The sequence below is a fragment of the Corallococcus sp. AS-1-12 genome, assembly GCF_020036995.1.
GTDB lineage: Bacteria > Myxococcota > Myxococcia > Myxococcales > Myxococcaceae > Corallococcus.
On sequence record NZ_JAIQDD010000036.1, the window covers coordinates 1 to 14,892 of the forward strand.

The following is a 14,892-nucleotide window of genomic DNA, read 5'->3' on the forward strand; positions in this document are numbered from 1 at the left end:
CGCATGCCACGCGCCCGCACCCGCTCGCCCTTGCCCACGTGCACCCGCAGCACCTTCGGGTCGTGCTGGGCCTTGAGTCGCACCAGGAAGTGGGCTCCGGCCTCAATCGCGTCGAGGAAGCGGCCGGTGTCCGTGTACCCCAGGTCCATGAAGGTGAGCGTGCCGGGACTCAGCGCCTCGTCGGGCAGGGCGCGCGTGTCCTGCGTGCGCTGCGGCGTCACGCCGTCAGCCACCGGCAACTCGTCCTTCAGCGACACCAGCGCGTGCCACTTGAAGGCGGCGGGCCTCGCCTCGCTGGTGGACGGGGCCCAGTCCGCTGCCAGCCGCTGCAGCAGCTGGCACGTGGAGTCGGCCACCTGCACGTCCGTGAATTCGTCCAGCAGTGCCCCCAACTCGTTGAAGGGCTTGTCCTCGCCGACGGCCTCTCGCACGGCCTGGACGGCCCGGCTCGCCACCTCGCGCATCAACTGCCCGAAGGCGTGGTTGAAACGCTCGAAGAAGGCGCTGGGCGACAGCTTTTGCCCGGTGAGCGCGATGTAATTGGCGAAGGCCGTCGTCTGCGTGCCGGGCATGGGCGTCACCGCGGCCACGGTGGACTCCACCAGCGCCACCAGGTCCACCTTGCGCTGGCGCTGCAACGCCCCCAGCCGGCGCGCGGCCTCCAGGATGTCCTCGGCCGACACCAGTGCCCGCAGTCCCTCTGCCACCTTCGCCCTCGGAGTGCTCTTCTTCATGCCGATAGAATGTTCCTCGTCCCTCCGTTTCGACGGGCCTGCCTGCTCGGCTGCACCTATGTCTTTGATTCTGCTTTGCTTTTCGCCGCCGCGTTAAACGGACGCGGATGGGGGACCCAGAGGAAGCCAGGTGGCGTAATCCTCCGCATCCAAGACGAGCTGGACGTCTGTTGCCTCTGGCCAGAGATCCCAGGATATCTCCCACTCAATGGGCTTCGCGCCCCACTCCACGGGAGAGGGCATGCTCGGAACGATTGCCCCATTCACCGTGATGAATTGCTTACGGCCCTTGAGGTGCAAGGGTTCATCCACGCCAGGAAGTGGGAAGGTGAAGAAGTCCGCAGGGAACACGCTGGGAAACATGGGGCCAGCGACTGCGGACGGATAGGTTTGATCCAAGAGCCTTGCGACGGCAGCACAGCTGAGAAGGGTTCCCTGGTCGGTATAGCCTTTGAATTGGATGGTGGAGTCAGAAGGGAATGTCATGTGAGGCGTTGAGAAGGGACTGGCCGTCTCCGCGCATTTTCCCTCGTTTGATTCCACCACGCTCCCAGCGCTAGAAACCACATAGCTGGACGAAAGGTTGTAGAAGCCGGAGTCGACGCTGCTGAGGCCCATGGAGAGGAAAGGAATCATCATGACCCGCAGCGGGGCCTGATAGAAAAGTCTGTCCGACCAGGTGAGGTTATTGGCCGGCTCACCGATGCTGCCGGCCGAACGGGTTTTGACGCGGTAGGTGCCGACCCAGTTTGTGACGGAAAGGACTCGGTCCTTGGGCGTTTCGAGCGCTTGAAGCACGAACCCTGGGCTAGAGGATTCTTGGGCGGGCTTGTCCGGCGCTTGGCACGCCGCGAGGAATGCAAGGCCAATGATAAGGCTTCGGCGAAGCTGGGCTGTCATGCTGGGAGTGTCTGCCTGGGTGAGGGTGTCTTGAGTTGCAGGCTTTCAGACGCTCCCGAGGTCAATCCCTGAGCTTTGCCTTCAAATTATTTCCAGACGTCTTCTTTTCAGGCGGACTGTTCCAGCTTGCGCAGCGTCTCCACCAGCTTCTGCATGCGTTCGTGGTGCGTGCCGGGCCAGAAGACGCGCTGGCAGCCGGGACACTGCTGGAAATGCCTGTGGCGTTGGGTCACGCCTTCCGGGACGCGGCCCTGCACTTCTTCCGGCGTCGCGGTGGACAGCGGCGCGTTGCAGGCGATGCAGCGGGAGAAGGGCCTCATGCGCGACGTCAGGCCGTACCTCCGCACCACCTCCACCAATTGGTGCGCTGGATCCGTCTCCCGCGGGTAGTAGCCCAGCACCACCTCCGAGCGCTTCAGCACGCCCAGGTCCCTCGTGAGCAGCACCCGCGCTTCGTCGCGGGACACGCGCGCCAGCGTGTCGTCTGGGGAATCGTTGCGCCAGAGGGTGTCTAAGCCGAGCATCCGCAGGAAGCCCGAGAGCCTCCCCAACCCCACGTCCAGGATGAAGCGCGGCATGTCCGGGATGGGCGGGCCTACTCGTGCCACCCGCGGCGCTGACGGATCCGACGCCGGATACACGTCAATGCGCGTGTCCGCTTCCGCCCTGTCCCCGAAGCCCACCGGCTCGCCGTCCACCAACACCACGTCCACCTCCGGATGCGGCGGACCCAGCGACTCGATGAGGTCCTTCACGGACGGGCTGCCCTGCAGGACGTGCGTGAACGTCTGCCCCCGGCGCTCCGGTGCGACGAAGTCGTTCAGTGCGCCGTGGATCCGCACCGTGAGCTGCCGTGATGACATCCTGGACTCCTTGTGTCCTGCTGCGTCGTAGCCGGCGCCCTGATGTCTTCCTTTGAATCCCCGCCTTCCCCAGCTAAGGGCCGGTGAAACTCTCGGATTCTTGAAACACGATGATGCAATCCTCACGGGCGGTCAGGGGACAGCCTTCCTGCAAACTTCTATAATCACGCGCCAGTCGGCGTGCCGAAGCCGATGGGTCACCCCCTCGACACCCTCGGAAGCAAGGATCCAGGCCTCGTATGGCAATAAAGCTCTCCCCGTTCCTCCGCCCCTTCCTGGCGCTGGGTTTCCTGGCGCTCGCATGCGGCGAGGGTGACGAGCCCATTCCTCCTCCGGACGCGGGGACCTCCTCCGATGCCGGGACCCGCCCTGACGCGGGCACCACCGAGGATGCGGGCTCCGACGCGGGAGGGTCCACGGACGACGCGGGCACCACCGAGGACGCTGGGACCGACGTGGATCCGGGCACCGATGATGCCGGCACCACGGAGGACGCTGGCACCACGGAGGACGCGGGCACCACGGAGGACGCTGGCACCACGACCGACGCGGGCACCACGACGGACGCGGGCACCACGACCGACGCGGGCACCACGACCGACGCGGGCACCACGACCGACGCGGGCACCACGACCGACGCGGGCACCACGACGGACGCGGGCACGACGACGGACGCGGGCACGACGGATGGCGGCTCGGACTCCGAGGCCGGCTACACGCAGATCCGCCTGATGGCCGCCAATCTCACCAGCGGCAACGGCCAGGACTACGACCCCGGCCACGGCATCCGGCTGATGCAGGGCGTGAAGCCCGACGTCGTGATGATCCAGGAGTTCAACTACAAGACGGACTCGGCGGCGGACATCCGCGCCATGGTCGATATGACCTTCGGCCCGGGCTTCTACTACTACCGCGAGACCGGCGCGCAGATCCCCAACGGCATCATCAGCCGCTTCCCCATCATCGACTCGGGTGAATGGACGGACACCCAGGTGTCCAACCGCGACTTCGCCTGGGCCCGCATCGACATCCCGGGCCCGCGCGACCTCTGGGTCGTCAGCGTGCACCTGCTCACCAGCGGCTCCGGCGTCCGCAACACGGAGGCCACCAACCTGGTGAAGTACATCAAGGCCAACGTCCCGGAGAGCGACTACCTGACCATCGGCGGCGACTTCAACACCGACTCCCGCTCCGAGTCGTGCATCACCACCTTCAAGCAGGTGGTCGACACCGCGGGCCCGCACCCCGTGGACAAGAACGGCAAGGACGGCACCAACGCCAGCCGCAGCAAGCCCTATGACCACGTGCTCGTGGACGCCGACCTGCGCCAGTACCAGGTGCCCACCGTCATCGGGAGCAGCACCTTCACCAACGGCCTGGTGCTCGACAGCCGCGTGTACACGCCCATCTCGGAGATCTACCCGGCGATGAACACCGACAGCGGCGCGTCCAACATGCAGCACATGGGCGTCATCAAGACGTTCCGCACGCCCAACTTCTAACGGGCGCTCCGGAAGGCAACGCGGGCCGGTCATCGGGAGCTCCCCGGTGCCCGGCCCGTGCCGTTTCAGAGCATGTCGCTCCACTTGTGCCGGTGGCGCTCCAGGAAGCGGGCCACCGGCGGGATGCGCGCCACCAGCGGCGTCAGCACGAACACCGCGCCCAGCCGCAGCGGCTTGATGACCTGCGTGGCCACGTAGGCCGCGCCCCACGCCCCCGCCTGCGCCCCGGCGCCCTCCGGCTGGAAGCCGGCGCGGATGGCCGTCCAGAAGCCCACCATCGACAGGCCGAAGCTCAGCCAGTACAGGGCGAAGGCCACCGGGCCGTACTCCAGCAGCAACGCCTTGAAGCGAGCCATCAACGGCGGCTTCGCCGCGGGGGGCGTGGTGGTTTCGGGTGGGGCGATGTCGGGAGTGGAAGGTTTCACGTCGGGCTCAACAGGCGCCATGGGCGCACCATGCCCGAAACGGGCGGACTCCGGGAGGGAGAGGGCAGGCGGGCCGGCGGCCTGCGGCCCGGGTCCGGGTTGTCAGGGCTCCCGGGGGCGCGATAGAGGTTCGGACACCCCATGAAAGCCTCCCTCCGTCTCCTCCTCGTGGTGGTCCTCGCCGTGCTGGCGGCGGATCAGGTGACCAAGTACCTGGCCGTGTCCCGGCTGACGGAGGCGCTGGATGGACGCAGCGGCCTGTCGCGCGTGTCCGGCTTCCTGAGCGAGCGGAACCTGGACAACGACCCTCCGGTGGAGGGCGTGTTCCGCAAGAACACCCGGCCGTACCGCTTCATCGAGGACTACTGGCACTTCCGCTACGTGGAGAACCCGGGCGCGGCGTGGGGCATGTTCTCCAGCCTGCCGGAGACGGCGCGCAAGGCGTTCTTCCACGTGGTGAGCCTGGTGGCGCTGGGCTTCATCCTGACGCTGTACCGGAAGACGGAGCCGTCGCAGAAGATGGTGCGCGTGGCGCTGGCGCTCATCACCGGCGGCGCGCTGGGCAACTTCGTGGACCGGCTCATCCGGGGCTACGTCATCGACTTCATCGACTGGCACTGGCGCAACCAGCCGGGCATGCGCTGGCCCACGTTCAACGTGGCGGACGCGGCCATCTGCGTGGGCGTGGCGCTGATGCTGCTGGACTCGCTGCGCCGTCCGGAAGCCGCCGCCGCGCAGCCGCTGCCCCAGGGCAGCAGCCCGCAGCCGTGACGCGCGGGGGTGGGCTGGTATAAGCCCTCTCCGTGCCGCGCAAATACGTCATCCTCCTCGCCCTCACGCTGGGCGTCATCGTGCTGGACCAGTGGACGAAGTACCTGGTCGTGCGCGACCTCACCACCCGCTTCGACGGGGCCACCACCCTGTCGGAGCGGCTGGGCGCGTTCTACTCGCCCGCGCAAGAACCGGGCTTCCGGGGCCTGCACTTCCAGCCGAAGACGCACGTGGAGGTGGCGGAGAACTTCTTCCGCCTGCGCTACGCGGAGAACCCGGGCGCGGCGTGGGGCATGTTCCGCGACCTGCCGCCGCACCTGCGCGGCCCGCTCTTCCACCTGGTGAGCCTGGGCGCGGTGCTGCTCATCGTCTTCTACTTCCGGAAGCTGTCCGGCACGGACCCCACGGAGGTGTGGGCGCTGTGGGGCCTGCCGCTGGTGCTGGGCGGCGCGCTGGGCAACTACATCGACCGCGTGGCGCGGGCCTTCGTCATCGATTTCCTGGAGGCCCATTGGTACGACAAGGCCGCCTGGCCGTCGTTCAACGTCGCGGACATGGCCATCTGCATCGGCGTGGGCATGCTCGTGGTGGATGCCTTCGTGCGCAAGGAGAAGCCGGAGTCCTCCACTCCCGCGAAGGCCGCGTAGTGGCGTGACGGGGCGGGGAATGTCCCTGCCGCCCGTCCCGGTTGTCCCCGCCGTTCGTCCGGGCCTCCCGGGCCAGAGGTCCCCCCATGCTCCCCGTCCTGCTGCGCCTGTCCTTCACCACGCTGTGGATGCAGCTCCTGCTGTACGCCGCCGCGGTGGGGGTGGTGGCCTCCGTCGCCGTCAACGGCTGGAAGGGCACGCTGGGGCCGGTGGACGAGCAGACGGGCCAGGAGGGCCCCGCGCCGCTCCAGGACAAGCTCCTGCGCGCGGTGGGGTTCGCGGCGGTGGGCGGCTTCCTCGCGTACTTCGGCCTGAAGTACGCGCTGCCCGCGGACGCGTTCCCCGGCGGCAAGGGCGAGGGCATCCCACTGCACACCTACGGCCTGCTGCTGGCCCTGGGCTTCTCCACCGCGGTGGCGGTGGCGGGCCGGCTGGCGCAGGACGAGTGGCGCCGCGTGACGCTGGTGCCGGGCAAAGGATGGGTGGACACGGAGGGGCCCCAGAAGCGCGAGCAGGTGATGGACCTGGCGTTCTGGGTGCTGGTGGGCGGGCTCGTGGGCAGCCGCGTGCTGTTCGTGCTGGTGAACTGGCAGGACTACGCGCGGGACTGGACGCAGGTCTTCTCCCTGGGCGGCGGGCTGGTGTTCTACGGCGGCCTCATTGGCGCGGGGCTGGCGGCGTTCCTCTTCGCCCGCAGGTACGACCTGGACTTCCTGCGGCTGGCGGACGTGTGCATCCCCACCGTGTCGCTGGGGCAGTGCCTGGGGCGCCTGGGGTGCTTCTCCGCCGGGTGCTGCTGGGGCGACATGGCCGGGAGCCACTCGCACACGGGCGTCACCTTCCCGGGCTCCGGGCTGGCCCAGGACCTGTTTGGCCGGCTGGGGGACGCGTCCAGCCTGGCGTATGGCTCGCAGGCGGGTGACGGCCGCTTCGTGGTGGAGGCCACCGGGCAGGTGCTGCACGAGTGGGCGCCGGGCGCGGTGCGCATCTCCGACTGGGTGGCCCAGCATGGCACGACGCTGCCGGTGTACCCCACGCAGCTCTTTGAATCGGTGGGGCAGTTGGTGCTCTTCGTGGCGCTCCTGTACGCGCGCCGCTTCCGCCGCTTCCACGGGCACATCTTCGCCCTGTGGCTGATGGCCTACGCCTGCCTGCGCACCACGGTGGAGCTGTTCCGGGGCGACGTGGAGCGCGGCACCCTGCACGGCCTGCTGGAGTCGCTGGGGGCCCAGGGGCTGGCCGGGGCGGTGCCCCTGGAGGCCTGGTACAACGTGTCCACCAGCCAGTTCATCTCCCTGTGCATGTTCACGTTCGGTGCGCTGCTGATGGCGCGCCACCGACCGGCGGGTGAGGCCGCTGGCCTGGGGCCTACACCGTCGGCGGCCTGAGGTTGCGAGCCGCGCCCGGGTTGGGGACACTCCCGGGAACATGCCGCCGCCCGACAACGCACGGCCCGCCGCCAAAGGTGGGGCCCGGCCCGCGCAACAGGACGCCAGTTCCTCCAGCGAAGCCGCCCTCCAGCAGTGTGAGGAACTGGAGGCGGCCATCGCGGAGCTGCGCCACAGCTACGAGCAGTACTTCCTGGGCATGGAGCGGCAGGCGCCCATCCGCGCGCATGAGGACCTGAAGAAGCGGATGTTGAAGCTCAAGGGCGCCTTCATCCGCAGCACGTCGGTGAAGTTCCGCGTGCAGAGCCTCCACAACAAGTTCCTCACCTACGAGCGGCTGTGGACGCGCACGCTCCAGGAGATTGAAGCCGGCACCTACCGCCGCGACCTGGCCAAGGCCCGCCGCCGCGCCGGGACGAAGCAGGCCGGCGCCACGGGCGACCGCCCGAAGGGCGTGGTGGAGCTGCCCGAAGAAGTCGACGACATGGACTTCGAGGAGATTGAGGAGCTCACCGGCCGCCGCCCCATCAACGAGCCGAAGCTCGCCTCGGAGTACCTGGAGGCGCAGGCCCCGAGCGGCACGCCCTTCCGGGGGACTCCGGCGGTGGCGCCCGTCGCGGCGCAGCCGGCCGGCGCGCCCCGGGGCACGCCCGCGGGGCTGGTGCCGCCGAAGCAGTCGGTCCCGGCGGTGTCGCCCGTGAGCGGGCTGCCCTCCATCGCGCCCGTGGGGACCCCGGCGGCGGGGACGTCGAAGCTGCCGTCCGTGACGCCGGCGGTGGCCGCGGGGGGAACTCCGGCGGCGGGACGTCCGGCGGTGCCTCCGGGCATGGCCACCAAGGCTCCAGCGGCGGCCCCCCAGCAGCCCGCGCGTCCGGCGGCTCCTGCCGCGGCGGCGCCCCGTCCCGCGGCGGCCGGCCCCGGTGGCGGCATGTCCGACGACAAGCTGCGCGCGGTGTACGACGCGTACGTCACCGCGAAGCGCCGCTGCCAGGAGGACACGTCCAAGCTGTCCTACGAGTCGGTGGCCGCCACGCTGCGCAAGCAGGTGCCGGAGCTGCTCAAGCAGCACAACGCGAAGGCCGTGGAGTTCAAGGTCGTCATCAAGGACGGCAAGGCCTCGCTCAAGGCCGTGCCCAAGTAGCGAAAGGCGCGGCATGAACCACGACCTGGAGTCGCTCAAGGCGCGGGTGGCGCGCCTGTCGGTGATGATCTTCGACATCGACGGCACGCTCACCGACGGCCGCATCTTCTGGGTGCCCAACTCCGGCTGGACGCAGATGTACAGCGTGCGTGACGGCATGGGCATCAAGCGGCTCCAGGAGGCGGGCATCGAGGTGGCCGCCATCTCCGGCGGCGACAGCCTCTCCGCGCAGATGCGCATGCAGTCGCTGGGCCTGCGCCACGTGCACTTCGGCAGCCAGGACAAGGTGGCGCACTTCGAGAAGCTGCTCGGCATCCTCGACGTGTCCGCCGAGCACTGCGGCTACATGGGGGACGAGGTGGTGGACCTGCCGCTGCTCAACGCGGTGGGCTTCTCCGCCACCGTGCCGGAGGCGCCGGACGAGGTGCGCGCGCAGGTGCACTACGTGGCCCAGCGCGCCGCGGGCTTCGGCGCCGCGCGCGAGGTGTGTGAGTTCATCCTGAAGCACCGGGCGCGCTCCGCGCCCTGAGGGCGGATTCACAGCCTTCCTGCCCCACCGTCAAACCGGTGGGATGGGAAAGATGCCCAAACGTTCGCTCCTGGAAACGCCTACCTCCCGGCCTGGCGTTCGGGTTGTCGCTCCCAGGGCCCGTTCCTACCTTGCGCTGCCTGGACGGCCGGTGCACGGCCCGAGACACCTGGGAGGCGACGTGGGGATGCGGCGGATGTGGCTCGGACTGGCGGTGGCCGTGGGGCTCGCCGTCTCCACCGGATGCGGGCAGTCCCCCGAGGACTCCGAGGCGCGGCTCGCGGTCCTGGAGGCCGAAGGTCAACAAATGGACCAGGCCCTGGACGCGGTCGAGGACCGGCTGCTGGGCAGCCAGGGCCGGCTCGCCATGTGGAACGAGCTGGGGCGGCGCCACCAGGAGGTGAGCGCCATCCAGTGCAAGGTGGCCGACGCCCACATGGCCGCCATCCTCAAGCACGAGGACAAACAGAACCAGAAGGCGCGGGTGGTCAAACAGCGCAACTCGATGGCGTCCGTGGACACCGCCGTGCTCACGTCCGGCAAGGCGCCCTCGCGGCAGCGCAGCAACTGAGCTTGGGTTTCTAGCCGGGGATGCGCGCGGTGTGCTCGCGCATGCGCTTCTCCACCGCGATGACGCCCCGGAGGAAGATGCCGGGCGCCAGCCGCCGCAGCCGCCAGAACCAGCGCGCATCCGCCATGGGCAGCACGTGCGGCGCGTTCCGGTCCACCGCCTTGAGCAGCCGCGCGGCGACCCACTCCGGTCCAATCTTCGACTGGTCCACCAGCTTCACGCTCATCCGGCGCGTCTCCGGGTCGGAGTAGGGCGCGGCCGCGGCGGCGATGTTCGTGCGGAAGAACGTGGGGCACGCCACCGTGACGCCCAGCCCCAGCGGCCGCAGCTCCGCGTAGAGCGTCTCCGACAGCGCGACCACGGCCGCCTTGGACGTGTTGTAGGCCGCCAGGTTCGGCGCGTACACGAGCCCCGCCGCGGACGCGATGTTGAGCACGTGCCCGGAGCCCTGCTTCTTCAGCCGGGGCACGAACGCGTGGCAGCCGTGGATGACGCCCCACAGGTTCACGTCCAGCACGCGCTTCCACTCCGACAGGGGCAGCGTGCCCACCGCGCCGCCGGTGGCGACGCCCGCGTTGTTCACCACCAGGTCCACGCCGCCGAACGCCTCGTCCGTGGCGCGCGCCAGCGCCTCCACCGCGTCCGGGTCCGTCACGTCGCACGGGTGCACGCGCGCCTCGCCGCCCAGCGCCGTGACGCGGCGGGCGGTCTCCTCCGCGCTGGCCGCGTTCATGTCCGACACCATGACGCGCGCCTGACGGGCCGCCAGCGCTTCACACAGCGCGCGGCCCAGGCCGCTGCCGGCGCCCGTCACCACCGCGCGAGGACGAGAGGGAAGGCTCATGGTTCAGGGCTCCTGGGGAAAAGGGGGGGGAGGGCGTGACGCGACAGGGCTAGCACGGAGGGCGAAACGCGGCCATGCGCGGGTGCTCGCCGCCCCGGGTAAATCCTGTTTTCCGACGGGCGGGCAGGCGGGCGCACGGTTCGTGACCCGGGGGCGGAAGTTGGCTAGAACCCACGGCCGTGCAACGCGCCTTGGTGGCAGCAATGGCGGTCGCGGCGGCGGCGCTCCTGGGATGCAACGACCTGGAGAACTGCGGCTCGACGTCGGTGGACATCACCCGGACCGACGGGGGCCTCTACCGTTGCGTGACGTCCGAGGACTGCCCCAGGACGTCGCGCGTCTCCGTGTGCGTGACGGACGTCTCCTCGGAGCGCGAGTGCGTGCGCTGTGACGAGACGCGCTGCGTGCGCCTCATCCCGGAGGCGTGCCAATGACGCGACTGTCGCGTTGGGCGTGCGTCCTGGCGGTGGGGGCGCTCGCCGTCACGGGGTGCCGTGACAAGCCGGTGGACCACATGCAGCGCGCCCGCGACGCCATCTTCGAGAAGCGTCCGGACGAAGCGCTGGTGGAGTACCGCAAGGCCTACGAGATGCTGCTGCGCGACGAGTCCCCGGAGGCGCTGGTGATGCGCGCCCGGGCGCTCAAGGGCGCCGCCGACGTGTACTGGCTGGAGCAGCGCAAGGTGAAGGAGGCGGTGAGCGTCTACCGCCAGCTCATCCAGCAGTGCCCGGAGTCCCCGGAGGCGCTGGACGCGCGCATCATCCTGGCGGAGCTTCTGCGGGTGCACTACCGCGACCTGCGCGGCTCCATTGATCAGCTCACCGCCGCGCTGCACCGCAACCCGCCGCAGAGCGCGGAGCTGCAGTACCAGGTGGCCAAGACGTACTTCGAGCTCCAGGACTATCCGCAGTGCGAGCTGGAGGCGAAGAAGCTGCCGGACCGCTTCGCCACCAGCCCCTACGTGGACGACGCGCTCTTCCTCCAGGCGCAGGCCCTGGCCATGGTGGAGGGCAAGCGCCAGGAGGCCCTGAAGACGTACGCGGACCTGCGCACGCGCTTCCCGGACTCGGAGCTGGCGCCGTACGCCCTCTTCGAGATGGGCAAGCTGCGCGCGGACGCGGGTGACAACGAGAAGGCCATCGAGACCTGGGTGGAGTGCCTGAAGACGCACCCCGACCCGACGCTCGTGCAGGACGCCATCGCCCGGGCGCGCCGCCGCCTGGCCAACCTCACGGTGGAGGGGATTGGCAAGAAGGAGGTGGCGTTCGACCGCAGCAAGCAGGCGCGCACCTCCGTGGAGGCCATGGGGGGCAGCGCCGAGGAAGCCGCCCGGGACCGCGGCGACTGACTTCTCGCGTGGGAGGCATTCACATGAACGTGCTGGTGACAGGGGCCACGGCGGGCATCGGGCAGGCCATCGCGCGCCGCTTCGTGAAGGAGGGCGCGCGCGTCATCGCCGCCGGGCGGCGGAGCGACCGGCTGGAGGCGCTGCGGGCGGAGCTGGGTGAGCGGCTCCTGCCGGTGACGCTGGACGTGACGGACAAGGCGGCGGTGAAGGCGGCGTTCGCCTCGCTGCCGGCGGACTTCGCGCCGGTGGACGTGCTGGTGAACAACGCGGGGCTCGCGCTGGGGATGGAGCCCGCGCAGGCGGCGCGGCTGGAGGACTGGGACGTGGTGGTGGACACCAACGTGAAGGGCCTCCTGTACTGCACGCGTGAGGCGCTCGCGGGCATGGTGGCGCGCGACCGGGGGCACGTCATCAACATCGGCTCCATCGCGGGCGAGTTCCCGTACCCCGGCGGCAACGTGTACGGCGCGACGAAGGCGTTCGTGCACCAGTTCACGCTCAACCTGCGCGCGGACCTGCACGGCACCGCCGTGCGCGTCACGGACATCCAGCCGGGGCTGTTGGGCGGCACGGAGTTCTCGAACGTGCGCTTCCGCGGCGACGACGCGAAGGCCGCCGCGCTCTACGACAAGACGCAGCCGCTCACGCCCGAGGACGTCGCGGACACGGTGTACTGGGTGGCCACGCGCCCGGCGCACGTGAACATCAACGTCATCTCCCTGATGCCGGTGGTGCAGGCCTTCGGGCCGCTGCTGGTGAAGCGCGGCGGCTAGCTAGCCCGGCACGGGCAGCGCGGCTTCCAGGAGCGGCGCGGGCACCGACGGGTCGTCCGCGTCCGCCACCAGCAGCACGTGGACGCGGCCGCCCTCCACGCGCGCGTCCACGCCCTCCAGCTTCACGGGCGCGTCCACCGCGTCCAGGTACACGGGCGTGCCGTCCGGCGCGAGCACGCCCACCGCCGAGCCCTTCACCGGCCCATCCGCCACGCGGTCGCGCGAGGCCTCCGCCGTGGCGGTGAACACCACGCGCCCGTCCGGCAGCGGCGACGCGTCCGTGAAGGACAGCCGGACGCCGTTGGCCTCGCCCAGCTCCCAGCGGCGCACGGTGCGCACGGCCTCCGGCCCCATCACGCCCGCGTCCAGGCTGCCCAGCACGCGGTCCAGGTCCAGGTCCACCAGCGCGTCCACGCCGCCCTCGCCGTTGCCCCGGTTGAGCAGCCGCAGCCGCTTGCCCGCCACCGCCGCGCCTTCCACGTTGAGCGCCACCAGCTCGCGCTCCAACTGCGTGTAGAGGGACGTGCAGTCCACCGTGCGCGGTTCGCCCGCGAGCGTCCCGTCCGCGTTCAGGGGCAGCACCGCCGCGCGGCGCCGCGCGGGCGTGGACCCCGAGGGCAGGGCCAGGAGCGCCCCGTGCGCGAAGGACGCGGACGGGCCCAGCCGGCACAGCGCCTCCAGGTCCGGCTTCGCCGCCTTGCGCTCCGCGTGCCCCTCCGGGAGCTCCCCGGGGAAGAGGCGCACGGTGTGGCCCGGCGCGTCCCCCGTGGCGGGGAACACGGCCAGGTGGAGCGCGTCGTCCGCGACGACGTAGAGCCAGTCCCCGGCGCGCACCAGGCCGCTGGCGGCGGAGACGTGCGCGGGGCGGCCGGGGGACTCGGGCCGGGCGAGGGTGAGCGTGCGGCGGCGGGTGGTGGGAATCATGGGAGCTGGAGCGTCGCCGACTACAGCAGGGTGCCGCTCAGGAAGAGGCTGGCGGCCGTGAAGTAGATGACGAGTCCGGACACGTCCACCAGCGTGGCCACGAAGGGCGCGGACGCGCTCGCGGGGTCGAAGCCCACGCGCCGGAGGATGAACGGCAGCATGGAGCCGGACAGCGTGCCGAACATCACCACGCCCACCAGCGACACGCCCACCGTCATGCCAATGAGGAACGCGTGCTCGCCGTAGCTGTGGAACAGCCCCTGCCACACCATCACGCGGGTGAAGCCCACCGCGCCCAGCACCGCGCCCAGGGCCAGGCCCGTGGTGAGTTCGCGCCGGGCCACGCGCCACCAGTCCTTCAGCCGCATCTCCGACAGGGCCAGCGAGCGGATGATGAGCGTGGTGGCCTGGCTGCCGGAGTTGCCGCCGGAGCTGATGATGAGCGGGATGAAGAGGCTCAGCACGACGGCGCGGGCGATTTCGTGCTCGAAGTAGCCCATGGCCGTGGCGGTGAGCATCTCCCCCAGGAAGAGCACCATCAGCCAGCCGGCGCGCTTCTTGAGCATCGCCATGAAGCCCACGTCGAAGTAGGGCGCGTCCAGGGCCTCCATGCCGCCGACCTTCTGGATGTCCTCGGTGGCCTCCTCCTGGACCACGTCCACGATGTCGTCCACCGTGACGATGCCCTTCATGCGCCGCTGCTCGTCCACCACGGGCATGGCCATGAAGCTGTGCTCGGAGAAGGTGCGGCTCACCGCCTCCTGGTCCGTGTTCTCCGCCACGGTGATGACGTCGCGCTGCATGACGTCCGCCACGCGCTTGTCCGGCGCGGCCTGGAAGAGCTGGCGCAGGGACAGCACGCCCTGGAGGCGCTGCTCGGCGTCCAGCACGTAGGCGTAGTAGACGGTCTCCACCTTCTCGCGCGCCTGCTTGCGCAGGTAGCCGATGGCCTCGTCGATGCTCATGTCCGGGCGCACGCGGGCGAAGCGCGGGTTCATGAGGCCACCCGCGTCGTCCTCCGAGTACGCCAGGAGGACGTTCACCTCGCGGCGGCTGGCGTCGTCCAACTGCGACAGGATGGCGTCCACCTGCTCCGGCTCCACGGCCTGGACCAGGTCGGCCAGGTCGTCCGGGGGGAGCAGGCGGACCCAGGTGCGGCGCTCGCCCTGGGGGAGGCTGAGGATGAGCTCGCCCTGTTCGCGCGCGGTGAGGCCCAGGAAGAAGTCGTCCGCCACCGCCGGGGGCAGCAGGCGGAAGCCCTCCAGGCGCTCGTCCACGGAGAGCACGGCCCACGCCTCGTGAAGCTCGTCGGGGGACAGCGCGTTCTGGCTCTGGGGACTCTCCACCATGACGACGGCCTCGGAAGAAGAGGGGGAGGGTGCGCGCCTCGCTGCGATGCGCGCGGGCCTCTCTACACCCCTGCCGGGGGCGCGGCGAGCGGAAGGCGCGAAACATCGAGCGGAAAGTCCCGTCCGCCTGCCTGCCCATCCCACCCGTGTCCACGGGTTCACGGGAGGGCGCCCCGGTCCTGA

At 70.2% G+C, this 14,892-nt stretch carries 17 protein-coding genes; 10 read left to right on the forward strand and 7 right to left on the reverse strand.

Features of this window, described 5'->3' with window-relative positions; all coding sequences use genetic code 11:
- The 3 genes from K8556_RS34745 to K8556_RS34755 all read right to left on the reverse strand — a co-directional run.
- Positions 1-734: transposase (locus tag K8556_RS34745; protein WP_223744410.1), on the reverse strand; the 734-nt coding region annotated here is incomplete at its 3' end.
- A 93-nt stretch (positions 735-827) separates the two neighbouring features.
- A complete protein-coding gene (locus K8556_RS34750; RefSeq protein ID WP_223744411.1) occupies positions 828-1,634 on the reverse strand; it encodes a hypothetical protein in 807 nt (268 codons plus the stop codon).
- Positions 1,635-1,741: 107 nt separating this feature from the next.
- Positions 1,742-2,497 (reverse strand): Mut7-C ubiquitin/RNAse domain-containing protein, encoded by a 756-nt coding sequence (locus K8556_RS34755; RefSeq protein WP_223744412.1) that lies wholly within the window; start codon positions 2,495-2,497, stop codon positions 1,742-1,744.
- A 239-nt stretch (positions 2,498-2,736) separates the two neighbouring features.
- Here K8556_RS34755 and K8556_RS34760 point away from each other — a divergent pair, with 239 nt between their 5' ends.
- A complete protein-coding gene (locus K8556_RS34760; RefSeq protein WP_223744413.1) occupies positions 2,737-3,999 on the forward strand; it encodes an endonuclease/exonuclease/phosphatase family protein in 1,263 nt (420 codons plus the stop codon).
- A gap of 65 nt (positions 4,000-4,064) precedes the next feature.
- Here the strand turns inward: K8556_RS34760 and K8556_RS34765 are convergent, their stop codons facing one another.
- On the reverse strand, positions 4,065-4,424 hold the full coding sequence (locus K8556_RS34765) for a hypothetical protein (protein WP_223744414.1): 360 nt from the start codon (positions 4,422-4,424) through the stop codon (positions 4,065-4,067).
- Positions 4,425-4,565: 141 nt separating this feature from the next.
- Between K8556_RS34765 and lspA (K8556_RS34770) the strand changes: the two genes are divergently transcribed.
- The 6 genes from lspA (K8556_RS34770) to K8556_RS34795 all read left to right on the forward strand — a co-directional run bounded on the left by lspA (K8556_RS34770) (position 4,566) and on the right by K8556_RS34795 (position 9,471).
- A complete protein-coding gene (lspA, locus tag K8556_RS34770) occupies positions 4,566-5,195 on the forward strand; it encodes a signal peptidase II (RefSeq protein WP_223744415.1) in 630 nt (209 codons plus the stop codon).
- 32 nt (positions 5,196-5,227) lie between these two features.
- Positions 5,228-5,842 (forward strand): signal peptidase II, encoded by a 615-nt coding sequence (gene lspA, locus K8556_RS34775; RefSeq protein ID WP_223744416.1) that lies wholly within the window; start codon positions 5,228-5,230, stop codon positions 5,840-5,842.
- Positions 5,843-5,928: 86 nt separating this feature from the next.
- Entirely contained in the window at positions 5,929-7,230 is a 1,302-nt protein-coding gene (locus tag K8556_RS34780; protein WP_223744417.1) for a prolipoprotein diacylglyceryl transferase, read from the forward strand.
- Between the two features lie 40 nt (positions 7,231-7,270).
- On the forward strand, positions 7,271-8,371 hold the full coding sequence (locus tag K8556_RS34785) for an MXAN_5187 C-terminal domain-containing protein (protein ID WP_223744418.1): 1,101 nt from the start codon (positions 7,271-7,273) through the stop codon (positions 8,369-8,371).
- Positions 8,372-8,384: 13 nt separating this feature from the next.
- Positions 8,385-8,900: an HAD family hydrolase gene (locus tag K8556_RS34790; protein WP_223744419.1), complete on the forward strand. Its 516-nt coding sequence runs from the start codon at positions 8,385-8,387 to the stop codon at positions 8,898-8,900.
- A 196-nt stretch (positions 8,901-9,096) separates the two neighbouring features.
- Positions 9,097-9,471: a hypothetical protein gene (locus K8556_RS34795; protein WP_223744420.1), complete on the forward strand. Its 375-nt coding sequence runs from the start codon at positions 9,097-9,099 to the stop codon at positions 9,469-9,471.
- A 10-nt stretch (positions 9,472-9,481) separates the two neighbouring features.
- Here K8556_RS34795 and K8556_RS34800 read toward each other — a convergent pair whose 3' ends face one another.
- A complete protein-coding gene (locus tag K8556_RS34800) occupies positions 9,482-10,315 on the reverse strand; it encodes an SDR family NAD(P)-dependent oxidoreductase (protein WP_223744421.1) in 834 nt (277 codons plus the stop codon).
- Between the two features lie 179 nt (positions 10,316-10,494).
- On the opposite strand from K8556_RS34800, the gene K8556_RS34805 reads away from it, so the two are divergent.
- From K8556_RS34805 to K8556_RS34815, 3 genes are read left to right on the forward strand one after another with little or no spacing between them, the layout of a single operon-like run.
- On the forward strand, positions 10,495-10,749 hold the full coding sequence (locus tag K8556_RS34805) for a hypothetical protein (protein ID WP_223744422.1): 255 nt from the start codon (positions 10,495-10,497) through the stop codon (positions 10,747-10,749).
- Positions 10,746-11,663 carry a tetratricopeptide repeat protein gene (locus K8556_RS34810; protein ID WP_223744423.1) on the forward strand — a complete coding sequence of 306 codons (918 nt, stop codon included), beginning with the start codon at positions 10,746-10,748 and terminating at the stop codon, positions 11,661-11,663. The genes K8556_RS34805 and K8556_RS34810 overlap by 4 nt, the downstream gene beginning before the upstream one ends.
- A 23-nt stretch (positions 11,664-11,686) precedes the next feature.
- Entirely contained in the window at positions 11,687-12,436 is a 750-nt protein-coding gene (locus K8556_RS34815; protein WP_223744424.1) for an SDR family NAD(P)-dependent oxidoreductase, read from the forward strand.
- On the opposite strand, the gene K8556_RS34820 is transcribed toward K8556_RS34815, so the two are convergent.
- Together K8556_RS34820 and mgtE are read right to left on the reverse strand one after the other, a co-directional pair.
- A complete protein-coding gene (locus K8556_RS34820) occupies positions 12,437-13,360 on the reverse strand; it encodes a hypothetical protein (protein ID WP_223744425.1) in 924 nt (307 codons plus the stop codon).
- A 20-nt stretch (positions 13,361-13,380) separates the two neighbouring features.
- The gene (gene mgtE / locus K8556_RS34825; RefSeq protein WP_223744426.1) at positions 13,381-14,709 is read right to left on the reverse strand and encodes a magnesium transporter; all 1,329 of its coding nucleotides are present in this window, start codon (positions 14,707-14,709) and stop codon (positions 13,381-13,383) included.
- Positions 14,710-14,892: the final 183 nt, after the last annotated feature.